This window comes from Nocardioides sp. Z50_6, from assembly GCF_058215755.1.
On sequence record NZ_JBZAJB010000001.1, the window covers coordinates 99,737 to 120,892 of the forward strand.

The 21,156-nt window shown below is 73.2% G+C and carries 18 protein-coding genes and 1 tRNA gene; 2 read left to right on the forward strand and 17 right to left on the reverse strand.

The genetic code is table 11. The annotated features are described in order from the left end of the window. Positions 1–147: 147 nt before the first annotated feature. Positions 148–756 carry an ANTAR domain-containing response regulator gene (locus AC4BGE_RS00450; RefSeq protein WP_490574023.1) on the reverse strand — a complete coding sequence of 203 codons (609 nt, stop codon included), beginning with the start codon at positions 754–756 and terminating at the stop codon, positions 148–150. A gap of 72 nt (positions 757–828) precedes the next feature. On the opposite strand from AC4BGE_RS00450, the gene AC4BGE_RS00455 reads away from it, so the two are divergent. After that, a tRNA-Leu gene (locus AC4BGE_RS00455) sits at positions 829–902 on the forward strand. A gap of 1 nt (position 903) precedes the next feature. Here AC4BGE_RS00455 and pyk read toward each other — a convergent pair. From pyk to AC4BGE_RS00520, 13 genes are all read right to left on the reverse strand, one after another. Continuing rightward, the gene (gene pyk, locus AC4BGE_RS00460) at positions 904–2,358 is read right to left on the reverse strand and encodes a pyruvate kinase (protein WP_490570060.1); all 1,455 of its coding nucleotides are present in this window, start codon (positions 2,356–2,358) and stop codon (positions 904–906) included. A gap of 148 nt (positions 2,359–2,506) precedes the next feature. Beyond that, the gene (locus tag AC4BGE_RS00465; RefSeq protein WP_490570059.1) at positions 2,507–3,967 is read right to left on the reverse strand and encodes a glutamate synthase subunit beta; all 1,461 of its coding nucleotides are present in this window, start codon (positions 3,965–3,967) and stop codon (positions 2,507–2,509) included. Continuing rightward, on the reverse strand, positions 3,960–8,489 hold the full coding sequence (gene gltB, locus AC4BGE_RS00470; RefSeq protein WP_490574024.1) for a glutamate synthase large subunit: 4,530 nt from the start codon (positions 8,487–8,489) through the stop codon (positions 3,960–3,962). The genes AC4BGE_RS00465 and gltB overlap by 8 nt, the downstream gene beginning before the upstream one ends. A 122-nt stretch (positions 8,490–8,611) precedes the next feature. Then, on the reverse strand, positions 8,612–9,511 hold the full coding sequence (gene lgt / locus AC4BGE_RS00475; RefSeq protein ID WP_490574025.1) for a prolipoprotein diacylglyceryl transferase: 900 nt from the start codon (positions 9,509–9,511) through the stop codon (positions 8,612–8,614). A 22-nt stretch (positions 9,512–9,533) separates the two neighbouring features. Then, a complete protein-coding gene (locus tag AC4BGE_RS00480; protein ID WP_490574026.1) occupies positions 9,534–10,163 on the reverse strand; it encodes an SCO family protein in 630 nt (209 codons plus the stop codon). Next, entirely contained in the window at positions 10,160–10,963 is an 804-nt protein-coding gene (trpA, locus tag AC4BGE_RS00485) for a tryptophan synthase subunit alpha (RefSeq protein ID WP_490574027.1), read from the reverse strand. Before trpA ends, AC4BGE_RS00480 begins: the two co-directional genes overlap by 4 nt. Continuing rightward, positions 10,960–12,204 carry a tryptophan synthase subunit beta gene (gene trpB, locus AC4BGE_RS00490; protein ID WP_490574028.1) on the reverse strand — a complete coding sequence of 415 codons (1,245 nt, stop codon included), beginning with the start codon at positions 12,202–12,204 and terminating at the stop codon, positions 10,960–10,962. Before trpB ends, trpA begins: the two co-directional genes overlap by 4 nt. Further along, positions 12,201–12,983 (reverse strand): indole-3-glycerol phosphate synthase TrpC, encoded by a 783-nt coding sequence (trpC, locus tag AC4BGE_RS00495; RefSeq protein WP_490574029.1) that lies wholly within the window; start codon positions 12,981–12,983, stop codon positions 12,201–12,203. The genes trpB and trpC overlap by 4 nt, the downstream gene beginning before the upstream one ends. A 65-nt stretch (positions 12,984–13,048) precedes the next feature. Then, positions 13,049–13,249 (reverse strand): HGxxPAAW family protein, encoded by a 201-nt coding sequence (locus AC4BGE_RS00500; RefSeq protein WP_490570052.1) that lies wholly within the window; start codon positions 13,247–13,249, stop codon positions 13,049–13,051. Positions 13,250–13,310: 61 nt separating this feature from the next. Next, a complete protein-coding gene (locus tag AC4BGE_RS00505; RefSeq protein ID WP_490574030.1) occupies positions 13,311–13,931 on the reverse strand; it encodes a Trp biosynthesis-associated membrane protein in 621 nt (206 codons plus the stop codon). Next, positions 13,924–14,280: a phosphoribosyl-AMP cyclohydrolase gene (gene hisI, locus AC4BGE_RS00510; protein WP_490570050.1), complete on the reverse strand. Its 357-nt coding sequence runs from the start codon at positions 14,278–14,280 to the stop codon at positions 13,924–13,926. Before hisI ends, AC4BGE_RS00505 begins: the two co-directional genes overlap by 8 nt. 16 nt (positions 14,281–14,296) lie before the next feature. Beyond that, entirely contained in the window at positions 14,297–16,111 is a 1,815-nt protein-coding gene (locus tag AC4BGE_RS00515) for an ABC transporter ATP-binding protein (protein WP_490574031.1), read from the reverse strand. After that, complete coding sequence (locus AC4BGE_RS00520; protein WP_490574032.1) at positions 16,108–17,991, reverse strand: ABC transporter ATP-binding protein; 1,884 nt, start codon at positions 17,989–17,991, stop codon at positions 16,108–16,110. Before AC4BGE_RS00520 ends, AC4BGE_RS00515 begins: the two co-directional genes overlap by 4 nt. Before the next feature lie 200 nt (positions 17,992–18,191). Between AC4BGE_RS00520 and AC4BGE_RS00525 the strand changes: the two genes are divergently transcribed. Continuing rightward, complete coding sequence (locus AC4BGE_RS00525; RefSeq protein ID WP_490574033.1) at positions 18,192–18,815, forward strand: TIGR03085 family metal-binding protein; 624 nt, start codon at positions 18,192–18,194, stop codon at positions 18,813–18,815. On the opposite strand, the gene hisF is transcribed toward AC4BGE_RS00525, so the two are convergent. The 3 genes from hisF to hisH all read right to left on the reverse strand — a co-directional run bounded on the left by hisF (position 18,812) and on the right by hisH (position 21,116). Continuing rightward, the gene (gene hisF / locus AC4BGE_RS00530; protein ID WP_490570046.1) at positions 18,812–19,591 is read right to left on the reverse strand and encodes an imidazole glycerol phosphate synthase subunit HisF; all 780 of its coding nucleotides are present in this window, start codon (positions 19,589–19,591) and stop codon (positions 18,812–18,814) included. The genes AC4BGE_RS00525 and hisF overlap by 4 nt on opposite strands. Beyond that, positions 19,588–20,355 (reverse strand): bifunctional 1-(5-phosphoribosyl)-5-((5-phosphoribosylamino)methylideneamino)imidazole-4-carboxamide isomerase/phosphoribosylanthranilate isomerase PriA, encoded by a 768-nt coding sequence (priA, locus tag AC4BGE_RS00535; RefSeq protein WP_490574034.1) that lies wholly within the window; start codon positions 20,353–20,355, stop codon positions 19,588–19,590. Before priA ends, hisF begins: the two co-directional genes overlap by 4 nt. A 128-nt stretch (positions 20,356–20,483) precedes the next feature. Next, positions 20,484–21,116 carry an imidazole glycerol phosphate synthase subunit HisH gene (hisH, locus tag AC4BGE_RS00540; protein WP_490570219.1) on the reverse strand — a complete coding sequence of 211 codons (633 nt, stop codon included), beginning with the start codon at positions 21,114–21,116 and terminating at the stop codon, positions 20,484–20,486. Positions 21,117–21,156 lie beyond the last annotated feature (40 nt).

Genomic DNA, 21,156 nt, shown 5'->3' on the forward strand with positions numbered 1-21,156 from the left:
CCGGACCATGGCCGCGAGTGATGCCAAACGGTGACCTTTTTCAACCGTCGTGCTCGTCAGGCGTCGCGGCTCACCCGGCCAGGCACGGCGCGGGTCACCCGCTCAGGCCCGGTCGGGCCAGGTCAGGCCAGGTCAGGTCAGGACAGGTCAGGACTGACCGGCGATGCCGGGGCCGTGGGTGATCACCCCGTCGGCCACCTGCCGCATCGAGAGACGCAGGTCCATCGCGGTCTTCTGGATCCAGCGGAACGCCTCGGGCTCGCTGATGCCCAGCTCGGACTGGAGGACCCCCTTGGCCCGGTCCATCGCCTTACGGGTGGCCAGCCGCTCGGTCAGGTCCCCGATCTCGGCCTCCAGGCTGCGGACCTCCGCGAAGCGGCTGACCGCCATCTCGATCGCCGGCACCAGGTCGGACTTGCTGAACGGCTTGACCAGGTAGGCCATCGCGCCCGCGTCGCGGGCGCGCTCCACGAGGTCGCGCTGGGAGAAGGCGGTCAGGATCACCACGGGGCAGATGCGCTGGGTGGCGATCCGCTCCGCGGCGGCGATCCCGTCGAGCACCGGCATCCTGACGTCGAGGATGACCAGGTCGGGGCGCAGCTCCTCGGCGAGCTCGATCGCCCGCTGCCCGTCACCGGCCTGGCCGACGACCTGGTAGCCCTCCTCGGTGAGCATCTCGGCCAGGTCCATGCGGATCAGCGCCTCGTCCTCGGCGATGACGACACGGGGGGCGGATCGGGGCTCGCTCGCGTTCACGCAGCAGAGGGTATCGGCCCGGCCCGTGTCCGGGGGCGCCGATACGGTTCGGGTACGGTGTCGCCTGGCCAGGCCCCGGTATCCCAACCGGCAGAGGAAGCGGTCTCAAACACCGTCCAGTGTGGGTTCGAATCCCACCCGGGGCACTCAGCGCTCGCCGAGCCGGCGGTAGGCCGGCGCCTTCCCGTGGATCGCGTCGCCCATCCGGTGGATCCGCAGGGCGTTGGTCGACCCGGCGATCCCGGGCGGGCTGCCGCCGATGATGACGACCTGCTCGCCCTCCTGGACGCGACCGATCGCCAGCAGGGCCTCGTCGACCTGGCGCACCATCTCGTCTGTGTGCTCCACGTCGGAGGTCTTGAAGGTCTCCACGCCCCAGGTCATCGACAGCCGGGAGCGGGTGCTGGCCAGGGGTGTGAAGGCGAGGACCGGGATGGCTCCGCGGTAGCGGGCGAGCCGTCGCGCCGAGTCGCCGCTCTGGGTGAAGGCGACCAGGTAGCGGGCGCCGATCCGGTCGGCCACCTCGGCGGCCGCCTTGGCGATGATGCCGCCCCGGGTCCGGGGGGCCCAGGCCACGCCCGCCATCCGCGCCAGGCCGTGGTCCTCGGTCGACTCGATGATGCGGGCCATGGTGCGGACCGCCTCCAGCGGATACTGGCCGACGCTCGTCTCCCCCGACAGCATGACCGCGTCGGCGCCGTCCAGGACCGCGTTGGCCACGTCGGAGGCCTCCGCGCGGGTGGGCGCGGGGGCGCCGATCATCGACTCCAGCATCTGGGTCGCGACGATCACCGGCTTGGCGTGGCGCCGGGCCAGCTCGACCAGGGCCTTCTGCATCAGGGGGACGTCCTCGAGCGGGCACTCCACGCCGAGGTCGCCGCGGGCCACCATGAGTCCGTCGAAGGCGTCGATGATCGACTCCATGTTGTCGATCGCCTGGGGCTTCTCGATCTTGGCGATCACCGGGACGCTGAAGCCCTCCTCCAGCATCACCGCCCGCACGTCGTTGACGTCGGAGGCGGAGCGCACGAAGCTGAGCGCGACGAAGTCGACGCCCTGGCGCAGGGCCCACCGGAGGTCCTGGACGTCCTTGCCGGAGAGCGCGGGCACCGAGACGGCGACGCCGGGCAGGTTGATCCCCTTGTGGTCGGAGACCCGGCCGGGGACCAGCACCCGGGTGTGCACGTCGGCGCCGTCGACGCCGGTCACCTGCAGGCGCACCTTGCCGTCGTCGATCAGGATCGGGTCGCCGGCCGCCACGTCTCCGGGCAGCCCCTTGTAGGTCGTCCCGCAGGCGACCGCGTCACCGGGGACGTCGCGGGTGGTGATGGTCCAGGCCTGGCCCGCCTCCAGCTCCACCGGGCCGTCCCGGAAGCGCTCGAGCCGGATCTTGGGCCCCTGCAGGTCGGCGAAGATGCCGACCCCGCGACCGGTCGCGTCACTGGCCTCGCGCACCATCCGGTACATGCGGGCGTGGTCCTCGTAGGAGCCGTGACTCATGTTGAGCCGGGCGACGTCCATCCCGGCCTCGACCAGGTCGAGGATCTTCTCGGGGGTGCCCACGGCCGGGCCGAGGGTGCAGACGATCTTTGCTCTACGCACACCTCGAGCCTACCCCTTGAACGTTCCAACCGAAGGCGGGCACCGGGTCCGGGCGCCGGGACGACGGCCCCGGCAGGGTGCCGGACGCGGCACGCCCCGGGTCGGTGGCCGACCCGGGGCGTGCGACACGCGTGCTGCTCGGAACCGCTCAGACCACCAGCGGCCGGTCGGTCGGCGCCACCGGCGCGGGGAGCGCGGTGGAGCCGGTGAGGAACGCGTCGACGGCAGCGGCCGCGGCACGCCCCTCCGCGATCGCCCAGACGATGAGCGACTGGCCCCGGCCGGCGTCGCCGGCCACGAAGACGCCACGCTCGGAGGTGGCGTAGGACCCGTCGCGCGCCACGTTGCCGCGCTCGTCGAGCTCGAGGGCCAGCTGCTCGACCAGGCCGGCGCGCTGCGGGCCGGTGAAGCCCATCGCCAGCAGCACCAGGTCGGCCGGGATCTCCCGCTCCGTGCCGGGCACCGGGGCGAAGCTGCTGTCGACCTCGACGAGGCGCAGCGCACGAACCCGGCCCTGCTCGTCGCCGAGGAACTCCTGGGTGGAGACCGCGTAGACGCGCTCCCCGCCCTCCTCGTGCGCCGAGGAGACCCGGAAGGTCATCGGGTAGGTCGGCCAGGGCTGGCCCGCGGGACGCTCCACCGGCGGCTGGGAGAGGATCTCCAGCTGGGTGATGCTCGCCGCACCCTGACGGATCGAGGTGCCGAGGCAGTCGGCCCCGGTGTCGCCACCGCCGATGATCACCACGTGCTTGCCGTCGGCGCGGATCTGGTCCGGCACCTCCTCGCCGAGGGCCACCCGGTTGGCCTGCGGCAGGAACTCCATGGCCTGGTGGATCCCCGCCAGCTCGCGTCCCGGGACGGGCAGGTCGCGCGGCAGGGTCGAGCCCGTGGCCAGCACCACCGCGTCGTACCGCTCGCGCAGCCGCGAACCGGTGAGGTTGCCCGTGCCGACCTCGACGCCGGTGCGGAAGATCGTGCCCTCGCGGCGCATCTGGTCCAGACGCCGGTCCAGGTGCTTCTTCTCCATCTTGAACTCGGGGATGCCGTAGCGCAGCAGTCCCCCGGCCTTCTCGTCGCGCTCGTAGACCGCCACGGTGTGCCCGGCCCGGGTCAGCTGCTGGGCGGCGGCCAGCCCGGCGGGGCCGGAGCCGATCACCGCGACGGTGCGCCCCGAGAGCCACTCCGGCGGCTGGGGCCGGACGTAGCCGGACTCCCAGGCGCGGTCGATGATCGCCACCTCGACGTTCTTGATGGTGACCGGGTCCTGGTTGATCCCCAGCACGCACGCGGTCTCGCACGGCGCGGGGCACAGCCGCCCGGTGAACTCCGGGAAGTTGTTGGTCAGGTGGAGCCGGTCCATCGCCCCGTCCCAGTCGTCACGCCAGACCAGGTCGTTCCACTCCGGGATGATGTTGCCCAGCGGGCAGCCCTGGTGGCAGAACGGGATGCCGCAGTCCATGCAGCGCCCCGCCTGGGTGTTGATGATCGGCAGCAGCGCTCGGCCGATGCCGTCGGGGTAGACCTCGTTCCAGTCCTTCACCCGCTCCTCGACGATCCGCCGGGTGGCCACCTGGCGCCCGTGCTTGAGGAATCCCTTGGGGTCAGCCATGAAGCACCTCCATGATCCGCGCTGCGGCCTCGTCTTCGTCGAGACCCTCCTCGAGGGCCTCCGCACGGGCCTCGAGCACCCGCTTGTAGTCGCTGGGCATCACCTCGGTGAACCGTGTCACCGCGGTGGCCCAGTCGTCGAGCAGCTCCTGGGCGACCGAGGAACCGGTCTCCTCCAGGTGCTCGCGGACGATCCCCTGCAGCTCGGCGACGGTCTCCCCGGTGACGGGGGCCAGCTCCACCAGCTCGCGGTTGACCCGGCCCTCGTCGAGGTCCAGGACGAAGGCGTAGCCGCCCGACATGCCGGCGGCGAAGTTGCGGCCCGTGGGGCCGAGCACCACCACCCGGCCACCGGTCATGTACTCGCAGCCGTGGTCGCCCACCCCCTCGACCACCGCGGTCGCCCCGGAGTTGCGGACGCAGAACCGCTCGCCGGCCTGGCCGCGCAGGAAGATCGAGCCGGCGGTCGCGCCGTAGCCGATCGTGTTGCCGGCGATGACCTGCTGGGAGGCGTCGAACGCGGCCGCCCGGTCCGGGCGGACCACGATCCGGCCACCCGAGAGCCCCTTGCCGACGTAGTCGTTGGCGTCGCCCTCGAGCCGCAGGGTCATCCCCCGCGGCACGAACGCCCCGAACGACTGACCGGCCGACCCGGTGAAGGTCAGGTCGATGGTGCCGTCGGGCAGGCCCTCGCCGCGGTAGCGCTTGGTGACCTCGTGCCCGAGCATCGTGCCGACCGTGCGGTTGACGTTGCGCACCTCGATCTGGGCGCGCACCGGCTCGCCGGACTCCAGCGCCGGCCGGGCGATCTCGATCAGCCGGTTGTCCAGCGCCTTCTCCAGGGCGTGGTCCTGGGTCTTGGTGCACCGCAGGTCCTGGCCGCCGAACTGCTCCTGCTGCTCGACCTGGTGCAGGATCGGCGACAGGTCCAGCCCGGAGGCCTTCCAGTGGTCGACCGCCTCGACCACGTCGAGGGCCCCGACCTGGCCGATCGCCTCGTCGAGGCTGCGGAAGCCGAGCTCGGCCAGCAGCTCGCGCACCTCCTCGGCGATGTACTCGAAGAAGTTGACGACGAACTCCGGCTTCCCGGTGAACCGCTCACGCAGCACCGGGTTCTGGGTGGCGACGCCGACCGGGCAGGTGTCCAGGTGGCACACCCGCATCATGATGCAGCCGGAGACCACCAGCGGCGCGGTGGCGAAGCCGTACTCCTCGGCACCGAGGAGGGCCGCGATGACCACGTCGCGCCCGGTCTTGAGCTGGCCGTCGGCCTGCACCACGATCCGGTCGCGCAGCCCGTTGAGCAGCAGCGTCTGCTGGGTCTCGGCGAGGCCGAGCTCCCAGGGACCGCCGGCGTGCTTGAGCGAGGTGAGCGGCGAGGCGCCCGTCCCGCCGTCGTGCCCGGAGATGAGCACCACGTCGGCGTGGGCCTTGGAGACCCCCGCCGCGACGGTGCCGACCCCGACCTCCGCGACCAGCTTGACGTGCACCCGTGCGGACGGGTTCGCGTTCTTCAGGTCGTGGATCAGCTGGGCGAGGTCCTCGATGGAGTAGATGTCGTGGTGCGGCGGGGGCGAGATCAGCCCCACGCCCGGGGTGGAGTGCCGGGTCTTGGCCACCCACGGGTAGACCTTGTGACCGGGCAGCTGCCCGCCCTCGCCGGGCTTGGCGCCCTGGGCCATCTTGATCTGGATGTCGTCGGCGTTGGTGAGGTACTCCGAGGTGACCCCGAAGCGGCCCGAGGCGACCTGCTTGATCGAGCTGCGGCGCTCGGGGTCGTAGAGGCGGTCGGGGTCCTCCCCGCCCTCGCCGGTGTTGGACTTGCCGCCGAGCCGGTTCATCGCGATCGCCAGGGTCTCGTGAGCCTCCTGGCTGATCGACCCGTAGGACATGGCACCGGTGGAGAAGCGCTTGACGATCTCCGAGACCGGCTCCACCTCCTCCAGCGGCACGGGGGTCCGGTCGGAGCTGAACCGGAACAGCCCGCGCAGGGTCATCAGCCGGGCGGCCTGCTCGTCGACGCGGCGGGTGTACTCCTTGAACAGGTCGTAGCGTCCGCTGCGGGTCGAGTGCTGGAGCCGGAAGACCGTCTCGGGGTCGAAGAGGTGCGGCTCCCCGTCGCGGCGCCACTGGTACTCGCCGCCGGTGGCCAGCTCGCGGACGCCCGGCACGATCCCGCCCCGGGGGTACGCCGTCGCGTGGCGCCGGGCGACCTCCTCGGCGATGGTGTCGAGGCCGATGCCGCCCAGCTTGGAGGTGGTGCCGGTGAAGTACTTGTCGACGACCTCCTGGGAGAGGCCGACGACCTCGAAGATCTGCGCGCCGGTGTAGGAGGCCACCGTGGAGACGCCCATCTTGGACATCACCTTCAAGACGCCCTTGCCGAGCGCCTTGACCAGGTTGGCGACCGCCTTGGCGGGCTCCTCCTTGACGTAGTAGCCCTCACGGGCGAGGTCCTCGACGGACTCCATGGCCAGGTAGGGGTTGACCGCGGCCGCGCCGTAGCCCATCAGCAGCGCGACGTGGTGCACCTCGCGGACGTCGGCGGCCTCGATCACCAGGCCGACCTGGGTCCGGGTCTTCTCCCGGACCAGGTGGTGGTGGACGGCCGCCGTCATCAGCAGCGACGGGATCGGCGCCAGCTCGGCGGTGGAGTGCCGGTCGGAGAGCACGATGATCCGTGCGCCCCGCGCGATCGCGTCGGAGACCTCGCGGCAGATCTCCTCCAGGCGCCGGGCGAGCGCCTCGCCTCCCCCGTCGACCTCGTAGAGGCCGCGGGAGACGTGGGTGATGAAGCCCGGCATGTCGCCGTCGTGGTTGATGTGGCGCAGCTTGGCCAGGTCGTCGTTGGAGATCACCGGGAAGGGGATCACCACCTGACGGCACGAGGCCGGCGTCGGGTCGAGCAGGTTGGCCTCAGGGCCGACCGTGCCGTAGAGGGAGGTGACGAGCTCCTCGCGGATGGCGTCCAGCGGCGGGTTGGTCACCTGCGCGAAGAGCTGGGCGAAGTAGTCGAAGAGCAGCCGCGGCTTGTCCGACAGCGCGGCCAACGGGGTGTCGGTGCCCATCGAGCCGATCGGCTCGCCGCCGGTGTTGGCCATCGGGGTGAGGAGGATGCGGAGCTCCTCCTGGGTGTAGCCGAAGACCTGCTGGCGCCGGGTCACCGAGGCGTGGGTGTGCACCACGTGCTCGCGGTCCGGGATCTGGTCGAGGTTGATCAGGCCGGCGTGCAGCCACTCGTCGTAGGGCTGCTCGGCGGCGAGCTCGCTCTTGATCTCCTCGTCCTCGACGATCCGGTGCTCCTGGGTGTCGACCAGGAACATCCGGCCGGGCTGGAGCCGGCCCTTGCGGACCACCGTGGCGGGGTCGAGGTCGAGCACCCCCACCTCGGAGGCGAGCACGACCAGGCCGTCGTCGGTCACCCAGTAGCGGGAGGGGCGCAGGCCGTTGCGGTCGAGGACCGCGCCGATCTGGCGTCCGTCGGTGAAGACCACGCAGGCCGGGCCGTCCCACGGCTCCATCAGCGTGGAGTGGAACTCGTAGAACGCGCGGCGGGCGGCGTCCATCTCGGTGTGGTTCTCCCACGCCTCGGGGATCATCATCAGCACCGAGTGCGGCAGGGAGCGGCCGCCGAGGTGCAGGAGCTCGAGCACCTCGTCGAAGGAGGCGGAGTCCGAGGCACCGGGCGTGCAGATCGGGAAGAGGCGCTCGAGGTCGCCGGGGATCAGGTCGGAGGCGAGCAGCGCCTCGCGGGCCCGCATCCAGTTCCGGTTGCCCATCACGGTGTTGATCTCGCCGTTGTGGGCGATGAAGCGGAACGGGTGGGCCAGCGGCCAGCTCGGGAAGGTGTTGGTGGAGAACCGCGAGTGCACCACGGCGAGCGCGGAGGCGACCCGCTCGTCGCGCAGGTCGGGGAAGAACGTGTCGAGCTGGTCGGTGGTCAGCATGCCCTTGTAGGCGAGCGTCCGCGAGGAGAGCGAGGGGAAGTAGACGCCCGTCTCGCGCTCGGCGCGCTTGCGCAGGCAGAAGGCCATCCGCTCCAGGGCCATGCCGGTGCGGCGCGCGCCGCGCGCGGTGACGAAGAGCTGGCTGAAGGCCGGCATCACGCTGAGCGCGGTCGCCCCCAGGATGCCCGGCTCGATCGGGACCTCGCGCCAGCCGAGGACGGCGAGGTCCTCCTCGGCGGCGATCTCCTCGATCCGCTGCCGGGTCTTGGCCGCCTCCTCGGGGCTGCCGGGGATGAAGGCGGTGCCCACGGCGTAGCCCTGCGGGACCGGGAGCTCGAAGTCGACGACCTCGCGCAGGAAGGCGTCGGGCACCTGCATCAGGATGCCGGCACCGTCCCCGGAGTTGGTCTCGGCGCCCGCGGCACCGCGGTGGTCGAGGTTGCGCAGCGCGGTGAGCGCCTTGGCAACGATGTCGTGGCTGGCAACGCCGGTCAGGGTCGCCACGAAGGCCACACCACAAGCGTCACGCTCGTGGGTGGGGTCGTAGAGCCCTTGGGGCGGAGGGAATGCATGCATGGGCATCCTCCCGTCGTCTGCGCCCGGGCCGGAGGGCCGAAGGGCGAACTGGCAAGGCGTGGTGCGAGCACGGGACGACGTTGGCCAGCGCGAGGACCGACTTTACCACCCTGTAACAGGCCTCAGTCACGCCGTTCCGCGTCGACCGCCTGCGCCTCGGACGTCCGGGATCCAGTGTAGACCTGGGTCTCCCGGCCGGGGTGGCGTCGGGCGGAGACCACGAAGAAGACCAGCGCCGCGACGAAGAGGACCAGCGAGGTCCACACGTTGAGCCGCAGCCCGGCGACGTCGGAGAGCTGGACGTCGTCGATGCGCAGGGTCTCGATCCAGCCGCGGCCGGCGGTGTAGACCATCACGTAGAGCGCCAGCACCCGGCCGTGCCCGAGCCGGAAGCGGCGGTCGGCCCACACGAGGAGCGCGAAGCCGGCCAGCGCCCACAGGGACTCGTAGAGGAAGGTGGGGTGGAAGAGCAGGTCGGCGTCCTCGGGACCGCTGTACTGCTCGACCCGGTGCGCCTGGTCGATCTCCAGCCCCCAGGGGAGGTCGGTCGGTCGGCCGTAGAGCTCCTGGTTGAACCAGTTGCCCCACCGCCCGACCGCCTGGGCGACCAGCACCCCGGGCGCCAGGGCGTCGAGCATCGGCGCGAGGCGGATGTGGTGGAGCCGGGCGCCGATCATCACCCCGACCGCGCCCAGGGCGATGGCACCCCAGATCCCCAGTCCGCCCCGCCAGATCTGCAGCGCGGCCCACGGGTCGCCGCCGGGTCCGAAGTAGCGCTCGTAGTCGGTGGCCACGTGGTAGAGCCGGCCGCCGACCAGGCCGAAGGGGACCGCCCAGATCGCCAGGTCCTGGACCTCGCCGAAGGCGCCGCCGCGCGCCACCCACCGCCGTTCGCCGATCCAGATCGCCGCGACGATGCCGAGGATGATCGCCAGCGCGTAGCCGCGCAGCGGGACGGGACCGAGGTGCCAGACCCCGTGGTCGGGGCTGGGGATGGCGAACGCCGACAGCGACGCGAGCATGGTCATCGACTCCTGGGGCGGTTCACGGGGAGAGCAGCTCCTCGATGTCCTCGGCGAGCTGTTGGGCGGAGGTGTCGGCCGACCAGACGGTGTGTGCCCGACCCTGGTCGTCGAGACCCAGCACGGGGTCGCTGTGCACGACCTCGTACCCGCCGCCGGGCAGCTTCTCACCCTTCTCCACGAAGACGGCCAGCTCGCGCGCGGTCTCCACGATCGTGCTCATCCCACCGGTCGCCCCCTCGAACTCCGGGTCGTAGGCGTCGAGGTACCTCCGCAGCGTCCGCGGGTCGTCGCGGGCCGGATCGGTGGTCACGAAGACCACGTCGACCCGCTCCCGGTCGGCCTCGTCGAGCCGGACCAGGGCGCTGGCGATCGAGGACATCACGATCCCGCAGATGTCCGGGCAGTGGGTGTAGCCGAAGAAGACCAGGGTCAGGTCGGCCTCGGCCTCGGCCAGGGAGTAGTCGGCGCCGGAGGTGTCGACGAGGCGGGTGTCGGGCACCACGTAGGGCTCGTCCAGGGCGGTGCCGTGCAGGCCGTCGCCGTCGAGGTCGGCCGCGGCACCCTCGGCGCCGCCCCCGCCTCCGCAGCCGGCCAGCAGGGCCAGCGCGAGCAGGAGGCTGACCAGGGCGGTGACCGGGCGGCGGCTCATGCGTGCTCCCCCCGCACTCCCCGCGCGAGGCTCTCGGTCAGGGTGGCCAGGGCGCGCAGCCCGGCCCGGCGGTCCTCGCGGTTCTCCTGGAGGGTGCGCACGAAGGCCGAGCCGACGATCACGCCGTCGGCGTAGCCGGCGATCTCCGCGGCCTGCGCGGCGTTGCTGACCCCGAGGCCCACGCCCACCGGCAGCCCGGTGACGGCCTTGGTCCGGGCCACCAGGGGCGGCGCGAGGTCGCTGGTGGTGGTCCGGGCGCCGGTCACCCCCATCACCGCGGTGGCGTAGACGAACCCGCGGCAGTGGGAGGTGGTCATGGCGATCCGGTCGTCGGTCGAGCTGGGCGCGACCAGGAAGATCTTGTCGAGGTCGCGGGCGTCGGCCGCCGCGAGCCACTCCTGCGCCGAGTCGGGCGTCAGGTCCGGGGTGATCAGCCCGGCACCGCCCGCCCCGGCCAGGTCGGCGGCGAACCGCTCCACGCCGTAGCGCTCGACCGGGTTCCAGTAGGTCATCACCACGGTGGGCACGCCGGTCGCGGCCACGGCCTCGACCACGCGCAGCACGTCGCGGGTGCGGGTGCCGGCGTCCAGGGCCTGCTGGGCGGCGGCCTGGATGGTGGGCCCGTCCATGACGGGGTCGCTGTAGGGCAGCCCGATCTCGATCACGTCGCAGCCGGACTCGACCAGCACCCGCAGGGCGTCGATGGAGCCCTCCACGTCCGGGAAGCCGGCCGGCAGGTAGCCGACGAGGGCGGCGCGGGCCTCGGAGCGCGCCCGGTCGAACGCGGCGCGGGTGCTCATCGCGACTCCTCCGGGGCGGCGTCGGTGCGGCCCAGGCCGAACCACTCGATCGCGGTGCCCATGTCCTTGTCGCCACGGCCCGAGAGGTTGACCAGCAGGGTCGCCTCGGGTCCGTGCTGCTCCACCAGGGCGGGCACCTCGCGCAGCGCGCCGGCCAGCGCGTGGGCGCTCTCGATGGCCGGGATGATCCCCTCGGTACGGCTGAGCAGCGCCATCGCCTCCATCGCCTCGGTGTCGGTGACGGGCCGGTAGACCGCGCGCCCGACCCGGGCCAGGTGGGCGTGCTGCGGCCCCACGCCGGGGTAGTCGAGCCCGGCGGAGATCGAGTGCGACTCGACGGTCTGCCCGTCCTCGTCCTGGAGGACGAAGGTCCGGGCGCCGTGCAGCACGCCGCTGGCACCGGCGTGGATGGTGGCGGCGTGCCGGCCGGTCTCCACTCCGTCGCCGCCGGGCTCGAAGCCCAGCAGGGCGACCTCGGGGTCGTCGAAGAAGGCGGTGAAGATCCCGATGGCGTTGGAGCCGCCGCCGACACACGCGGCCACCGCGTCGGGCAGCCGGCCGTACTGCTCCAGGCACTGGGCCCGCGCCTCGTCGCCGATCCCGCGGCAGAAGTCGCGGACCATGCTCGGGAAGGGGTGCGGCCCGGCGGCGGTGCCGAAGAGGTACGCGGTGTGGTCGACGCTGGCGACCCAGTCGCGCAGCGCCTCGTTGATCGCGTCCTTGAGCGTCGCACTGCCGGAGTCGACCGGCACGACGGTGGCGCCCAGCAGCTGCATCCTGGCCACGTTGAGGGCCTGGCGTCGGGTGTCGACGGCGCCCATGTAGACGGTGCAGTCCAGGCCGAAGTAGGCCGCGGCGGTGGCGCTGGCCACGCCGTGCTGACCGGCCCCGGTCTCCGCGATCACCCGGGTCTTGCCCATCCGCTTGGTGAGCAGGGCCTGACCGAGCACGTTGCGGATCTTGTGGGCACCGGTGTGGTTGAGGTCCTCGCGCTTGAGCAGCACCCGGGCGCCGACCTGCCGGGAGAGCCGCTCGGCGTGGTAGAGCCGGCTGGGGGCACCGGCGTAGTCGCGGATGATCGCGTCGAACTCGGCGACGAAGACCGGGTCGGCCATCGCCTCGCGCCACGCGACGTCCAGCTCGTCGAGCGCGGCGATCAGCGCCTCGGGCATGAAGCGGCCGCCGAAGTCGCCGAAGAAGCCGCGCTCGTCGGCGCCGAAGGCTCCGGGAACGACGCTCATGCCGTCACCCCCGTCATCGTGCGGACGGCCTGCTCGGGGTCCCCGTGACGCACCAGGGCCTCCCCGACGAGCACCGCACCGGCCCCCTGGGCGACGAAGGCGGCCACGTCGGAGGCGTCGTTGATCCCGGACTCCGCGACCTTGACCCGGTCCTCGGGCACCAGCGGGGCCAGGCGGCCGAAGGTGGCGCCGTCGACGGCCAGGGTCTTGAGGTTGCGGGCGTTGACGCCGATCAGCCCGGCACCCACCTCGACCGCGCGACGGGTCTCGTCCTCGTCGTGCACCTCGACCAGCACCGTGAGGCCCAGCTCGCCGGCCAGGTCGTAGAGGCCGCGCAACCGGTCGTCGTCCAGCGCAGCCACGATCAGCAGGGCCAGGTCGGCCCCCGCCGCCCGGGCCTCGAGGAGCTGGTAGGGCTCGACGATGAAGTCCTTGCGCAGCACCGGCACGTCGACCGCGGCGCGCACCGCCCGGAGGTCGGCCAGGGAGCCGCCGAAGCGCCGCTCCTCGGTCAGGACCGAGATGGCGGCGGCCCCGCCCCGGGCGTAGGCGGCGGCGAGCGAGGCGGGATCGGGGATGTCGGCGAGGTCGCCCTTGCTGGGGCTGCGCCGCTTCACCTCCGCGATGACGCTCGAGCCTGGTGCCCGGAAGTGCGGCATCGGGTCGCGGGGCGGGTCGACGTCGGCCAGAGCGGCCCGGAGGTCGCGCAGCGGGACCTCGGCCTCTCGGCGCGCCAGATCGACCCGGACACCGGCGACGATGTCGTCGAGAACGGACACGGGCTCACTCGCTTCTGCAGATCGGGATGACGGCGTTCGGGCGGGGTGCCCGACGCCGCCGGCGCTCAGTGGCTGGACTGGTGGTAGCCCATCTTGTCCATCACGAGGAAGACGGGCAGCCCCGCGACGGCCAGCGCGACGCCGACCCAGAAGAGCACCATGCTGACGGGGTTGAGCATGAGCGCGATGCTGCCGACCACGAAGCCCAGGAAGGCGACCGACACCGCGGTCCATGCTGCAGGGGTGTTGCCGTGATTGTCAGCCATTCAGGTGCGCTCCAAGGTCAGCGGTGGGCGAAGGTCCGCGGCCATTCTAGGGGGCGCGGTCTCAGGTCGGGTCCCGGCCCTCGTCCAGCGACTTCCACAGCTCGGTGGGGTCCGGCGGCGCCGCCCCGGCGCCCGGGGTGCCGGCGGTGGCGTCCTCCGCGGGGCGCCGCGCGGAGCCGGTGCCGGAGCCGGTGCCGGGAGCGTCGTACCGCGCCCCCATCGCGGGCCAGCCCGGGGCCAGGCGGACGGCCACCGCGCAGGCCGCCACGCACAGCAGGGCGGCCGGCAGCGCCACCCAGAACCACCCGGTGCGCTCCAGCTCGCCGTGGGCGACACCGGCGTCGGCGAGCCGGCCGGCGACCTGGTCGGGCAGCTGCGCCAGCGCGACCGCCCAGGTGACCACCAGGCCGAGCGAGGCCAGCAGGCCGGCCACCGCGACCAGGCGCCGCCAGCGTCCGCGGCTGACCAGGATCACGCCCCAGCAGGCCAGCACGACCAGGCCGAGGGCGGCGGCCAGGGGCATCTGGGCGATCCCCGGCGAGCTCGTCCAGAACACCTGGGCCAGCGCGTCGTCGCGGGTGCCGGCGTCCAGGGCCACCCAGTCGCGGCTGCCGCTCAGGGCGGCCAGTCCGCCACCCGCCAGCCCCGCGAGCACGGTGGGGGCGAAGGTGCGCTCACGCACCGGCGGGGCCCTCCCAGAGGAGGTCGGCGTCGAAGCAGGTCCGGTCGCCGGTGTGGCAGGCGGCGCCCTCCTGGTCGACCTTGACCAGCAGCGTGTCCTTGTCGCAGTCCAGGCGGACCTCCTTGACCCACTGCCGGTGGCCCGACGTCTCACCCTTGACCCAGTACTCGCGACGGCTGCGCGACCAGTACGTCGCCCGGCCGGTGGCCATCGTCCGGGCCAGGGCCTCGTCGTCCATCCAGCCCAGCATCAGCACCTCCCCGGTGTCGTACTGCTGCACGACCGCCGGGACCAGGCCCTCCGCGGTGTGCTTGAGACGTTCGGCGACGGCGGGATCCAAGGTGCTCACGGCGTCCAGTATCCGCTCAGCGGCCCTGCTGCGCGACCCAGGAGTCGTGCAGCCCCGCATAGACCGAGCCCCGCTGGGCCGCCAGCACCGCGTGCGGCCCGCGCTGGACCACCCGGCCGCCGTCGACCACCACGACCTCGTCGGCCTGCTCGGCGGTGGAGAGCCGGTGCGCGATCGTCACCGAGGTCCGGCCCGACATCAGCCGCTCCAGGGCGCGGCCGATCCGCATCTCCAGCTCGGGGTCCACGGCGCTGGTCGCCTCGTCGAGCACCAGCAGGTCGGGGTCGGCCAGGTGCGCCCGCAGCAGGGCGACGAGCTGGCGCTCGCCGGCCGAGAGCGACTCCCCCCGCTGGCCCACCCGGGTCGCGAGACGGTCGGGGAGCGCGTCGATCCAGTCGGCCAGGCCGAGCTCGCGGGCGGAGGCCATGATCTCCTCCTCGGTGGCCTCGAGCCGGCCGTAGCGCACGTTGGCCGCAACCGTGTCGTCGAAGAGGAAACCCTCCTGGGGCACCAGCACGACGCTGCGGCGCAGGCTCTCCTGACGGATGTCGCGCACGTCGATGCCGTCCAGCAGGACCGCGCCGCCGGTCGGGTCCATCAGACGGGCCAGCAGCTTGGCGAAGGTGGACTTGCCCGACCCGGTCTCGCCCACGATCGCGACCCGGGTGCCGGCGGCGATCGCCAGGTCGACGTCGTGCAGCACCGGCGGGCCGCCCGGGTAGGCGAACGTCACGTCCTCGAACCGGACGTCGATCGGCCCCCGGGGCAGCACCCGGCCGCTCTCCCCCGGGTCGACGAGGTCGGCCGGCGTCTCCAGGATGCCGATCACCCGGCGCCAGCTGGCGATCGCGTTCTGGGCGTCGGTGAGGATCTGGGTGCCCATCTGCACCGGGCCCACGAAGAGGGTCACCAGGAAGGCGAAGGCCAGCACCTGGCCGGCGGTCATGTCCCCGGTGAAGCCGAGCAGCACGCCCACCACCAGCACGCCGGCGTTCGCCAGCCCGGCCGAGAGCCCGCCCAGGGAGAACGAGACCACCGTGTACATCTGGGCCTTGGTGCTGGCGGTCTTGAAGTCGTCGATCGCGTGGTCGATGCGCTCCTGGGTCCTGTCCTCCACCGCGTAGGAGCGGACGACCGGCGCACCGACGACCGGCTCGGCGATCGCCGAGAGCAGGGTGCCGACGTGGCGGCGGACGATCCCGTAGGCCTCGGAGAGCTTGCGCTGGAAGTACCGGATGGAGACGAAGAGCGGGGCGAAGCAGAGCCAGACCACCAGGGCCAGCTGCCAGCTGTAGACGACCATCACCACGGTCGCGACCAGCACCTGCCCCACGCTGACCACCAGCAGCAGGCCGCCGAAGACCAGGAACTGGCTGACCTGGTCGACGTCGGTGGTCACCCGGGAGACCAGGGCGCCGCGCCGCTCGGTGCTCTGGGTGAGCATCGGCAGGTCGTGGACGTGCCGGAAGGCCTTGACCCGCAGCGTGGCCAGCCCGCGCTCGGCCGCGGCGAAGAGCCGGCTGGTCATCAGCGAGGAGGCGACGCCGGTGACCAGGACGCCGAGGGCGCAGACCAGGCCGATCCGGACCACCAGGGCGACGTCGGGGCCGCCCGGGCCGTCGAGGCCGCGGTCCAGGGTCTGCTGGACCGCCACCGGCACGATCACCTGCCCCGCCGAGGCCAGCACGGCGAGCAGGAAGGTCACCCGGATGCCGTTGAGGATCTCCGGGGAGTGGGCCAGGCCGCGACGGATGGTCGCGAGCGCACCGATCTCCTCGCCGGTGGTCACCCGGGTGCCGGAACGGCCGGCGGGCCGGCTCACGTCGCTCATGCCCGCTCCCCCACCGTCTCCTGCCGACCGGCGCCGGGCGCGTCCGGGTCGGGCGCGTCCGGGTCGGGCGCCGCCCCCTGCGCGTGGTCGTGGTCGTGCTCGTGCTCGTAGGCGTTGACCAGGCGCGCGTAGTCGAGGTCGCGGGCCAGCAGCTCGGCGTGCGTGCCCCGGTCGACGACCCGGCCCTCGTCGAGGTGGATCACCTCGTCGGCCAGGGCGATGGTGGCCTTCCGGTAGGCCACGACCACCAGGGTCGCCTCCCGGTCGGCGCCGCCGGCCCCCTGGCGCAGCGCGGCCAGGATCCGCGCCTCCACCTCGGGGTCGACCGCGGAGGTCGCGTCGTCCAGCACCAGCAGGCGCGGCCGGCGGACCAGGGCACGCGCCAGCGAGACCCGCTGACGCTGGCCGCCGGAGAGGGAGGTGCCGCGCTCGCCCAGCTGGGTGTCCAGTCCCTCGGGCAGCGCGGCCACGAAGCCGTCGGCCTGGGCGGCCCGCAGCGCGTCCCAGACCTCCTCGTCGCTGAAGTCACCACCGAGGGTGACGTTGCCCCGCAGGGTGTCGTCGAAGAGGAAGGCGGTCTGCGGCACCAGCGCCAGCGCGCCGGCCAGCTCGCCCTGCCGCAGGTCGCGCAGGTCGGTGCCGTCGACCAGCACCCGGCCTCGGTCCGGGTCCAGCAGCCGGGCCAGCAGCGCGGTGAGCGTGCTCTTGCCCGACGCGGTCGGGCCCACCAGGGCGACGGTGCGCCCGGCGGGGACGTCGAAGGTGACCTCGCGCAGCACCGGCGAGGCGGGGTCGTAGGCGTAGCCGACCTCCTCGACCCGCAGCGTCGCCCCCCGGGTGGAGGCGCGCAGCGCCTCCTCGCCGAACGGCATCGACCCGGTCGCCTCCAGCACCGCGTTGGTGCGGCGGAAGCCCACCACGCTGCGGGGGAACTCACCGAGCAGCCACCCGATCGCCCGGATCGGGAACGCCACGATGGTCAGCAGGTAGGCGACCGTGACCACGTCTCCGGCCTCCGTGGCGCCGGAGAGCACCCGCGAGACGCCGACCGCCAGCACCACGAGCACCCCGAGGCTGGGCAGGGCCGCGAGCACGGGGTCGAAGACGGCCCGGATCCGGCCGGCCCGGATCAGCACGTCGCGCAGCTGGTGCGCCTTCGCCTCGAACCGGCGGGTCTCCTCGGTCTCCCGGCCCAGGGTCTTGACCACCATCGCGCCGTCGAAGGACTCGTGGGCCACCGCGCTCAGCTCGGCCCGCAGCCCCTGGGCCTTCGTCATCAGCGGCGAGGAGAGCTTCTGGTAGACCAGGTTGGCCAGCACCACGGCCGGGAAGACCAGCATGCCCACCGCCGCCATCACGACGTCCGCGGCGAGCATCTGGGCGACCGCGATCACCATCATCACCACGGTGCCGAGCGCCATCGGGAGCGGCGCGATCGGCCCCCAGGCCGCCTCCACGTCGGAGTAGGCGTTGGAGAGCAGCTGACCGGTGGGGTGCCGCTGGTGCCAGGACATCGGCAGGGAGAGGTACTGCCGGGTCACCGCCCGCCTGGTGTGCGCCTGCATCCGGTACTGCATGAGCCCCGCGCCGAGCCGGCGGGCCACGATCCCCACCGCCCGCAGCACCGCCACGCCGAGGAAGAGCCCGACAACCGCCCACAGCAGTCCGGTCCCGATCTCGCCGTCCTCGAAGGCCGGGATCACCACGTGGTCGGTGGCCCAGCCCAGCACCCACGCGTCGGCGACCGTGAGGACCGCGAAGAGGACGCTGCCCAGGGTGGAGACGGCGAAGATGAACGGCTCTCGCCGGATCGCCACGCCCAGGACCGCGAAGCCCTCCCGGGTGGTCGTGGCCCGCAACGGGTCCTGCTCCTGCACCACGTGCGCTGCGCCTCCTCGTCGTCCCCGCCCGGGCCCGGGCGGGCGCGGCGCCACCGCCGGTCGCGGCGGTTCCTGGGGGCAACCCCCGCGGCCGCCCAGGCTATTCCCGCTGTGCGGGCCCTCCGGGCCGCGACGGGCGCATCCCCCCGGGGCCCTCGCAAACCGTGACCGGCCGGGGGTCACCCCCCTAGGGTGGGTCCATGAGCGACTCCCTGGCCCGCCGGGAACGACAGGGCCTGTGCGACACCGCGCTGGCCGTGGGCGCAGGCGCGCCCACCTGCTGCGAGGGCTGGGACGCCCGGCGCCTGATCGCCCACCTCCTGGTCCGGGAGCGCTCGGCCGCGGCGGTGGGCCTGGCGGTTCCCCCGCTGGCGGGGCGCACCGAGCGGGCGATGGACGGGCTGGTCCAGCGCGACCTCCCCGACCTCGTCGACCGGCTCCGCCGGCCCGCACCCTGGCTGGTGGGGCCGGTGGACAACGCGCTGAACACCACCGAGTTCTTCGTGCACCACGAGGACCTGCGTCGGGCGCAGCCGGGCTGGGAGCCGCGGGCGCTGGCGGGGGCCGACGAGGACACCCTGTGGCGCCACCTCTCGCTGGCCGGCCGGGCCCTGGTCCGCCCCGCCGGCGTGCCCGTGGTGGCGGTCCGCGACGACGGGCAGCAGACGGTGCTGCGCCGCGGCGAGGACCCGGTGGTCCTCACCGGGCGCGCCTCGGAGCTGGTGCTGCTGCTCTTCGACCGGCCCAGCGTGGACGTCGCCGTGGAGGGCCTGGAGGAACCGGTGCACCGGTTCCGGGCGGCCTTCGACCGGCTCGGGTCCTAACCCGCGGAGGGCGGCTGCCGCACGGGGTACCCGGCCGCCGCCATCGCCTCCTTGACCTCCGGCACCGTCAGGGTGCCGAAGTGGAAGACCGACGCCGCCAGCACGGCGTCCGCGCCGGCGGCCACCGCCGGGGCGAAGTGCTCGCGGCGACCCGCTCCCCCGCTGGCGATCACCGGGACCGACACCTCGCGGCGGACCGCGGCGATCAGGTCGAGGTCGAACCCGTCCTGGGTGCCGTCGGCGTCCATCGCGTTGAGCAGGATCTCCCCGGCGCCGAGCTCGGCGGCCCGCGCCGCCCACTCCAGGGCGTCCAGCCCGGCCGAGCGCCGTCCGCCGTGGGTGGTGACCTCGAAGCCCGAGCCGGTGCCCTCGGCCCGCCGGGCGTCGACGGAGAGGACCAGGACCTGGTTGCCGAACCGGTCCGCGATCTCGGCCACCAGCTCGGGACGGCGGATCGCGGCGGTGTTGACCGCCACCTTGTCGGCCCCCGCCCGCAGCAGCTGGTCGACGTCGGAGACCGAGCCGACGCCGCCGCCCACGGTGAGCGGGATGAAGACCTCCTCGGCGGTGCGCGAGACGACCTCCATGGTGGTGGCCCGTCCCTCGTGGGAGGCGGAGATGTCGAGGAAGGTCAGCTCGTCGGCGCCCTGGGCGTCGTAGGCCCGCGCCAGCTCGACGGGGTCGCCCGCGTCACGCAGACCCTCGAAGTTGACGCCCTTGACCACCCGGCCACCGTCCACGTCCAGGCAGGGGATCACCCTGATCGCGAGGGTCATGCCGGCGAGGGCAGGGTCAGCGCGAGCGCCTCCTCGAGGGTGAACCGACCCTCGTAGAGCGCGGTCCCGATGATGGCCCCCTCGACCCCCACGGGGACCAGGCCCTGCAGCGCCTCGAGGTCGGCCAGCTCGGTGACGCCGCCCGAGGCGACCACCGGACGGTCGGTCCGCGAGCAGACCGAGCGCAGCAGCTCCAGGTTGGGGCCCTGGAGCATCCCGTCCTTGTCGACGTCGGTCACGACGTACCGGGCGCAGCCCTCGGAGTCCAGCCGGGCCAGCACCTCGTAGAGGTCGCCGCCCTCCTGGGTCCAGCCGCGGGCCGCGAGGGTGGTGCCGCGCACGTCCAGGCCGATGGCCACCCGGTCGCCGTACGTCGCGATCGCCCGCGCGCACCACTGCGGCTGCTCCAGCGCCGCGGTGCCGATGTTGACCCGCCGGCAGCCGGTCGCCATGGCCGCGGCCAGCGACTCGTCGTCGCGGATGCCGCCGCTCATCTCCACCTTGATGTCGAGCCGGCCGACGATCTCCGCCTGCAGGTCGCGGTTGTGGCCACGACCGAACGCCGCGTCGAGGTCGACCAGGTGCAGCCACTCCGCACCCGCCTCCTGCCAGCGCAGGGCGGCCTCGACCGGGTCGCCGAAGCGCTTCTCCGAGCCGGCCACCCCCTGCACCAGCTGGACGGCCTGGCCGCCGGCGATGTCGACGGCGGGCAGCAGCTCGAGGTAGCGGGGGGCGGCGGAGCCGGAGGTGGTGGGTTCGGACACGGGAGTGCTCCTCGGAAAGGTGGTGAGGGACGGCGGCAGCTCGCCGACCGGGGGGATGGGAGGCATGGGACGGGGCGCAGGTAGGTGTCGCGGCGCAGCCGCGGCGGCCTGCCGGCGCGCCCGCCGGATCACAAGGTCGAGACCCAGTTGCGCAGGAGCCCGGCTCCCGCGTCGCCGGACTTCTCGGGATGGAACTGGGTGGCGCTCAGCGGGCCGTTCTCCACGGCGGCGACGAACCTGTCCCCGCCGTGCTCGGCCCAGGTCACCAGCGGCGCACGGGTGCGGTCGTTGGTCACCAGGTCCCAGGACCGCACGCCGTAGGAGTGGACGAAGTAGAAGCGCTCGTCGCCCAGCCCCTCGAAGAGCTTGCTCTCGGCCGGGGCCTCGACGGTGTTCCAGCCCATGTGGGGCACCACGTCGGCCTGCAGCCGCTCGACGACGCCGGGCCACTCGTCGCAGCCCTCGGCCTCCACGCCGTGCTCCACGCCCTTGGCGAAGAGGATCTGCATGCCCACGCAGATGCCGAGCACCGGGCGTCCGCCGGCCAGCCGCCGGCCGATCACCTCGTGCCCGCGCACGGAGCGCAGCCCCTCCATGCAGGCGGCGAACGCCCCCACGCCCGGCACGACCAGGCCGTCGGCGTCCTCGGCCACCCGCCGGTCGGCGGTCAACGTGACCCGGGCGCCGGTGCGCTCCATCGCCCGCACCACCGAGCGCAGGTTGCCCGAGCCGTAGTCGAGCACCACGACGTCCTTGTCCACGGGGTCCACGGGGTCCACGGGGTCCACGGGGTCCACGGGG

Excerpts from the sequence above, each read along its gene's own strand:
- AC4BGE_RS00465 (WP_490570059.1), bottom strand. The coding sequence starts at position 3,967 with ATGGCTGACCCCAAGGGATTCCTCAAGCACGGGCGCCAGGTGGCCACC.
- gltB (WP_490574024.1), bottom strand. The coding sequence starts at position 8,489 with ATGCATGCATTCCCTCCGCCCCAAGGGCTCTACGACCCCACCCACGAG.
- lgt (WP_490574025.1), bottom strand. The coding sequence starts at position 9,511 with ATGCTCGCGTCGCTGTCGGCGTTCGCCATCCCCAGCCCCGACCACGGG.
- AC4BGE_RS00480 (WP_490574026.1), bottom strand. The coding sequence starts at position 10,163 with ATGAGCCGCCGCCCGGTCACCGCCCTGGTCAGCCTCCTGCTCGCGCTG.
- trpA (WP_490574027.1), bottom strand. The coding sequence starts at position 10,963 with ATGAGCACCCGCGCCGCGTTCGACCGGGCGCGCTCCGAGGCCCGCGCC.
- trpB (WP_490574028.1), bottom strand. The coding sequence starts at position 12,204 with ATGAGCGTCGTTCCCGGAGCCTTCGGCGCCGACGAGCGCGGCTTCTTC.
- AC4BGE_RS00500 (WP_490570052.1), bottom strand. The coding sequence starts at position 13,249 with ATGGCTGACAATCACGGCAACACCCCTGCAGCATGGACCGCGGTGTCG.
- AC4BGE_RS00515 (WP_490574031.1), bottom strand. The coding sequence starts at position 16,111 with ATGAGCGACGTGAGCCGGCCCGCCGGCCGTTCCGGCACCCGGGTGACC.
- AC4BGE_RS00525 (WP_490574033.1), top strand. The coding sequence starts at position 18,192 with ATGAGCGACTCCCTGGCCCGCCGGGAACGACAGGGCCTGTGCGACACC.
- hisF (WP_490570046.1), bottom strand. The coding sequence starts at position 19,591 with ATGACCCTCGCGATCAGGGTGATCCCCTGCCTGGACGTGGACGGTGGC.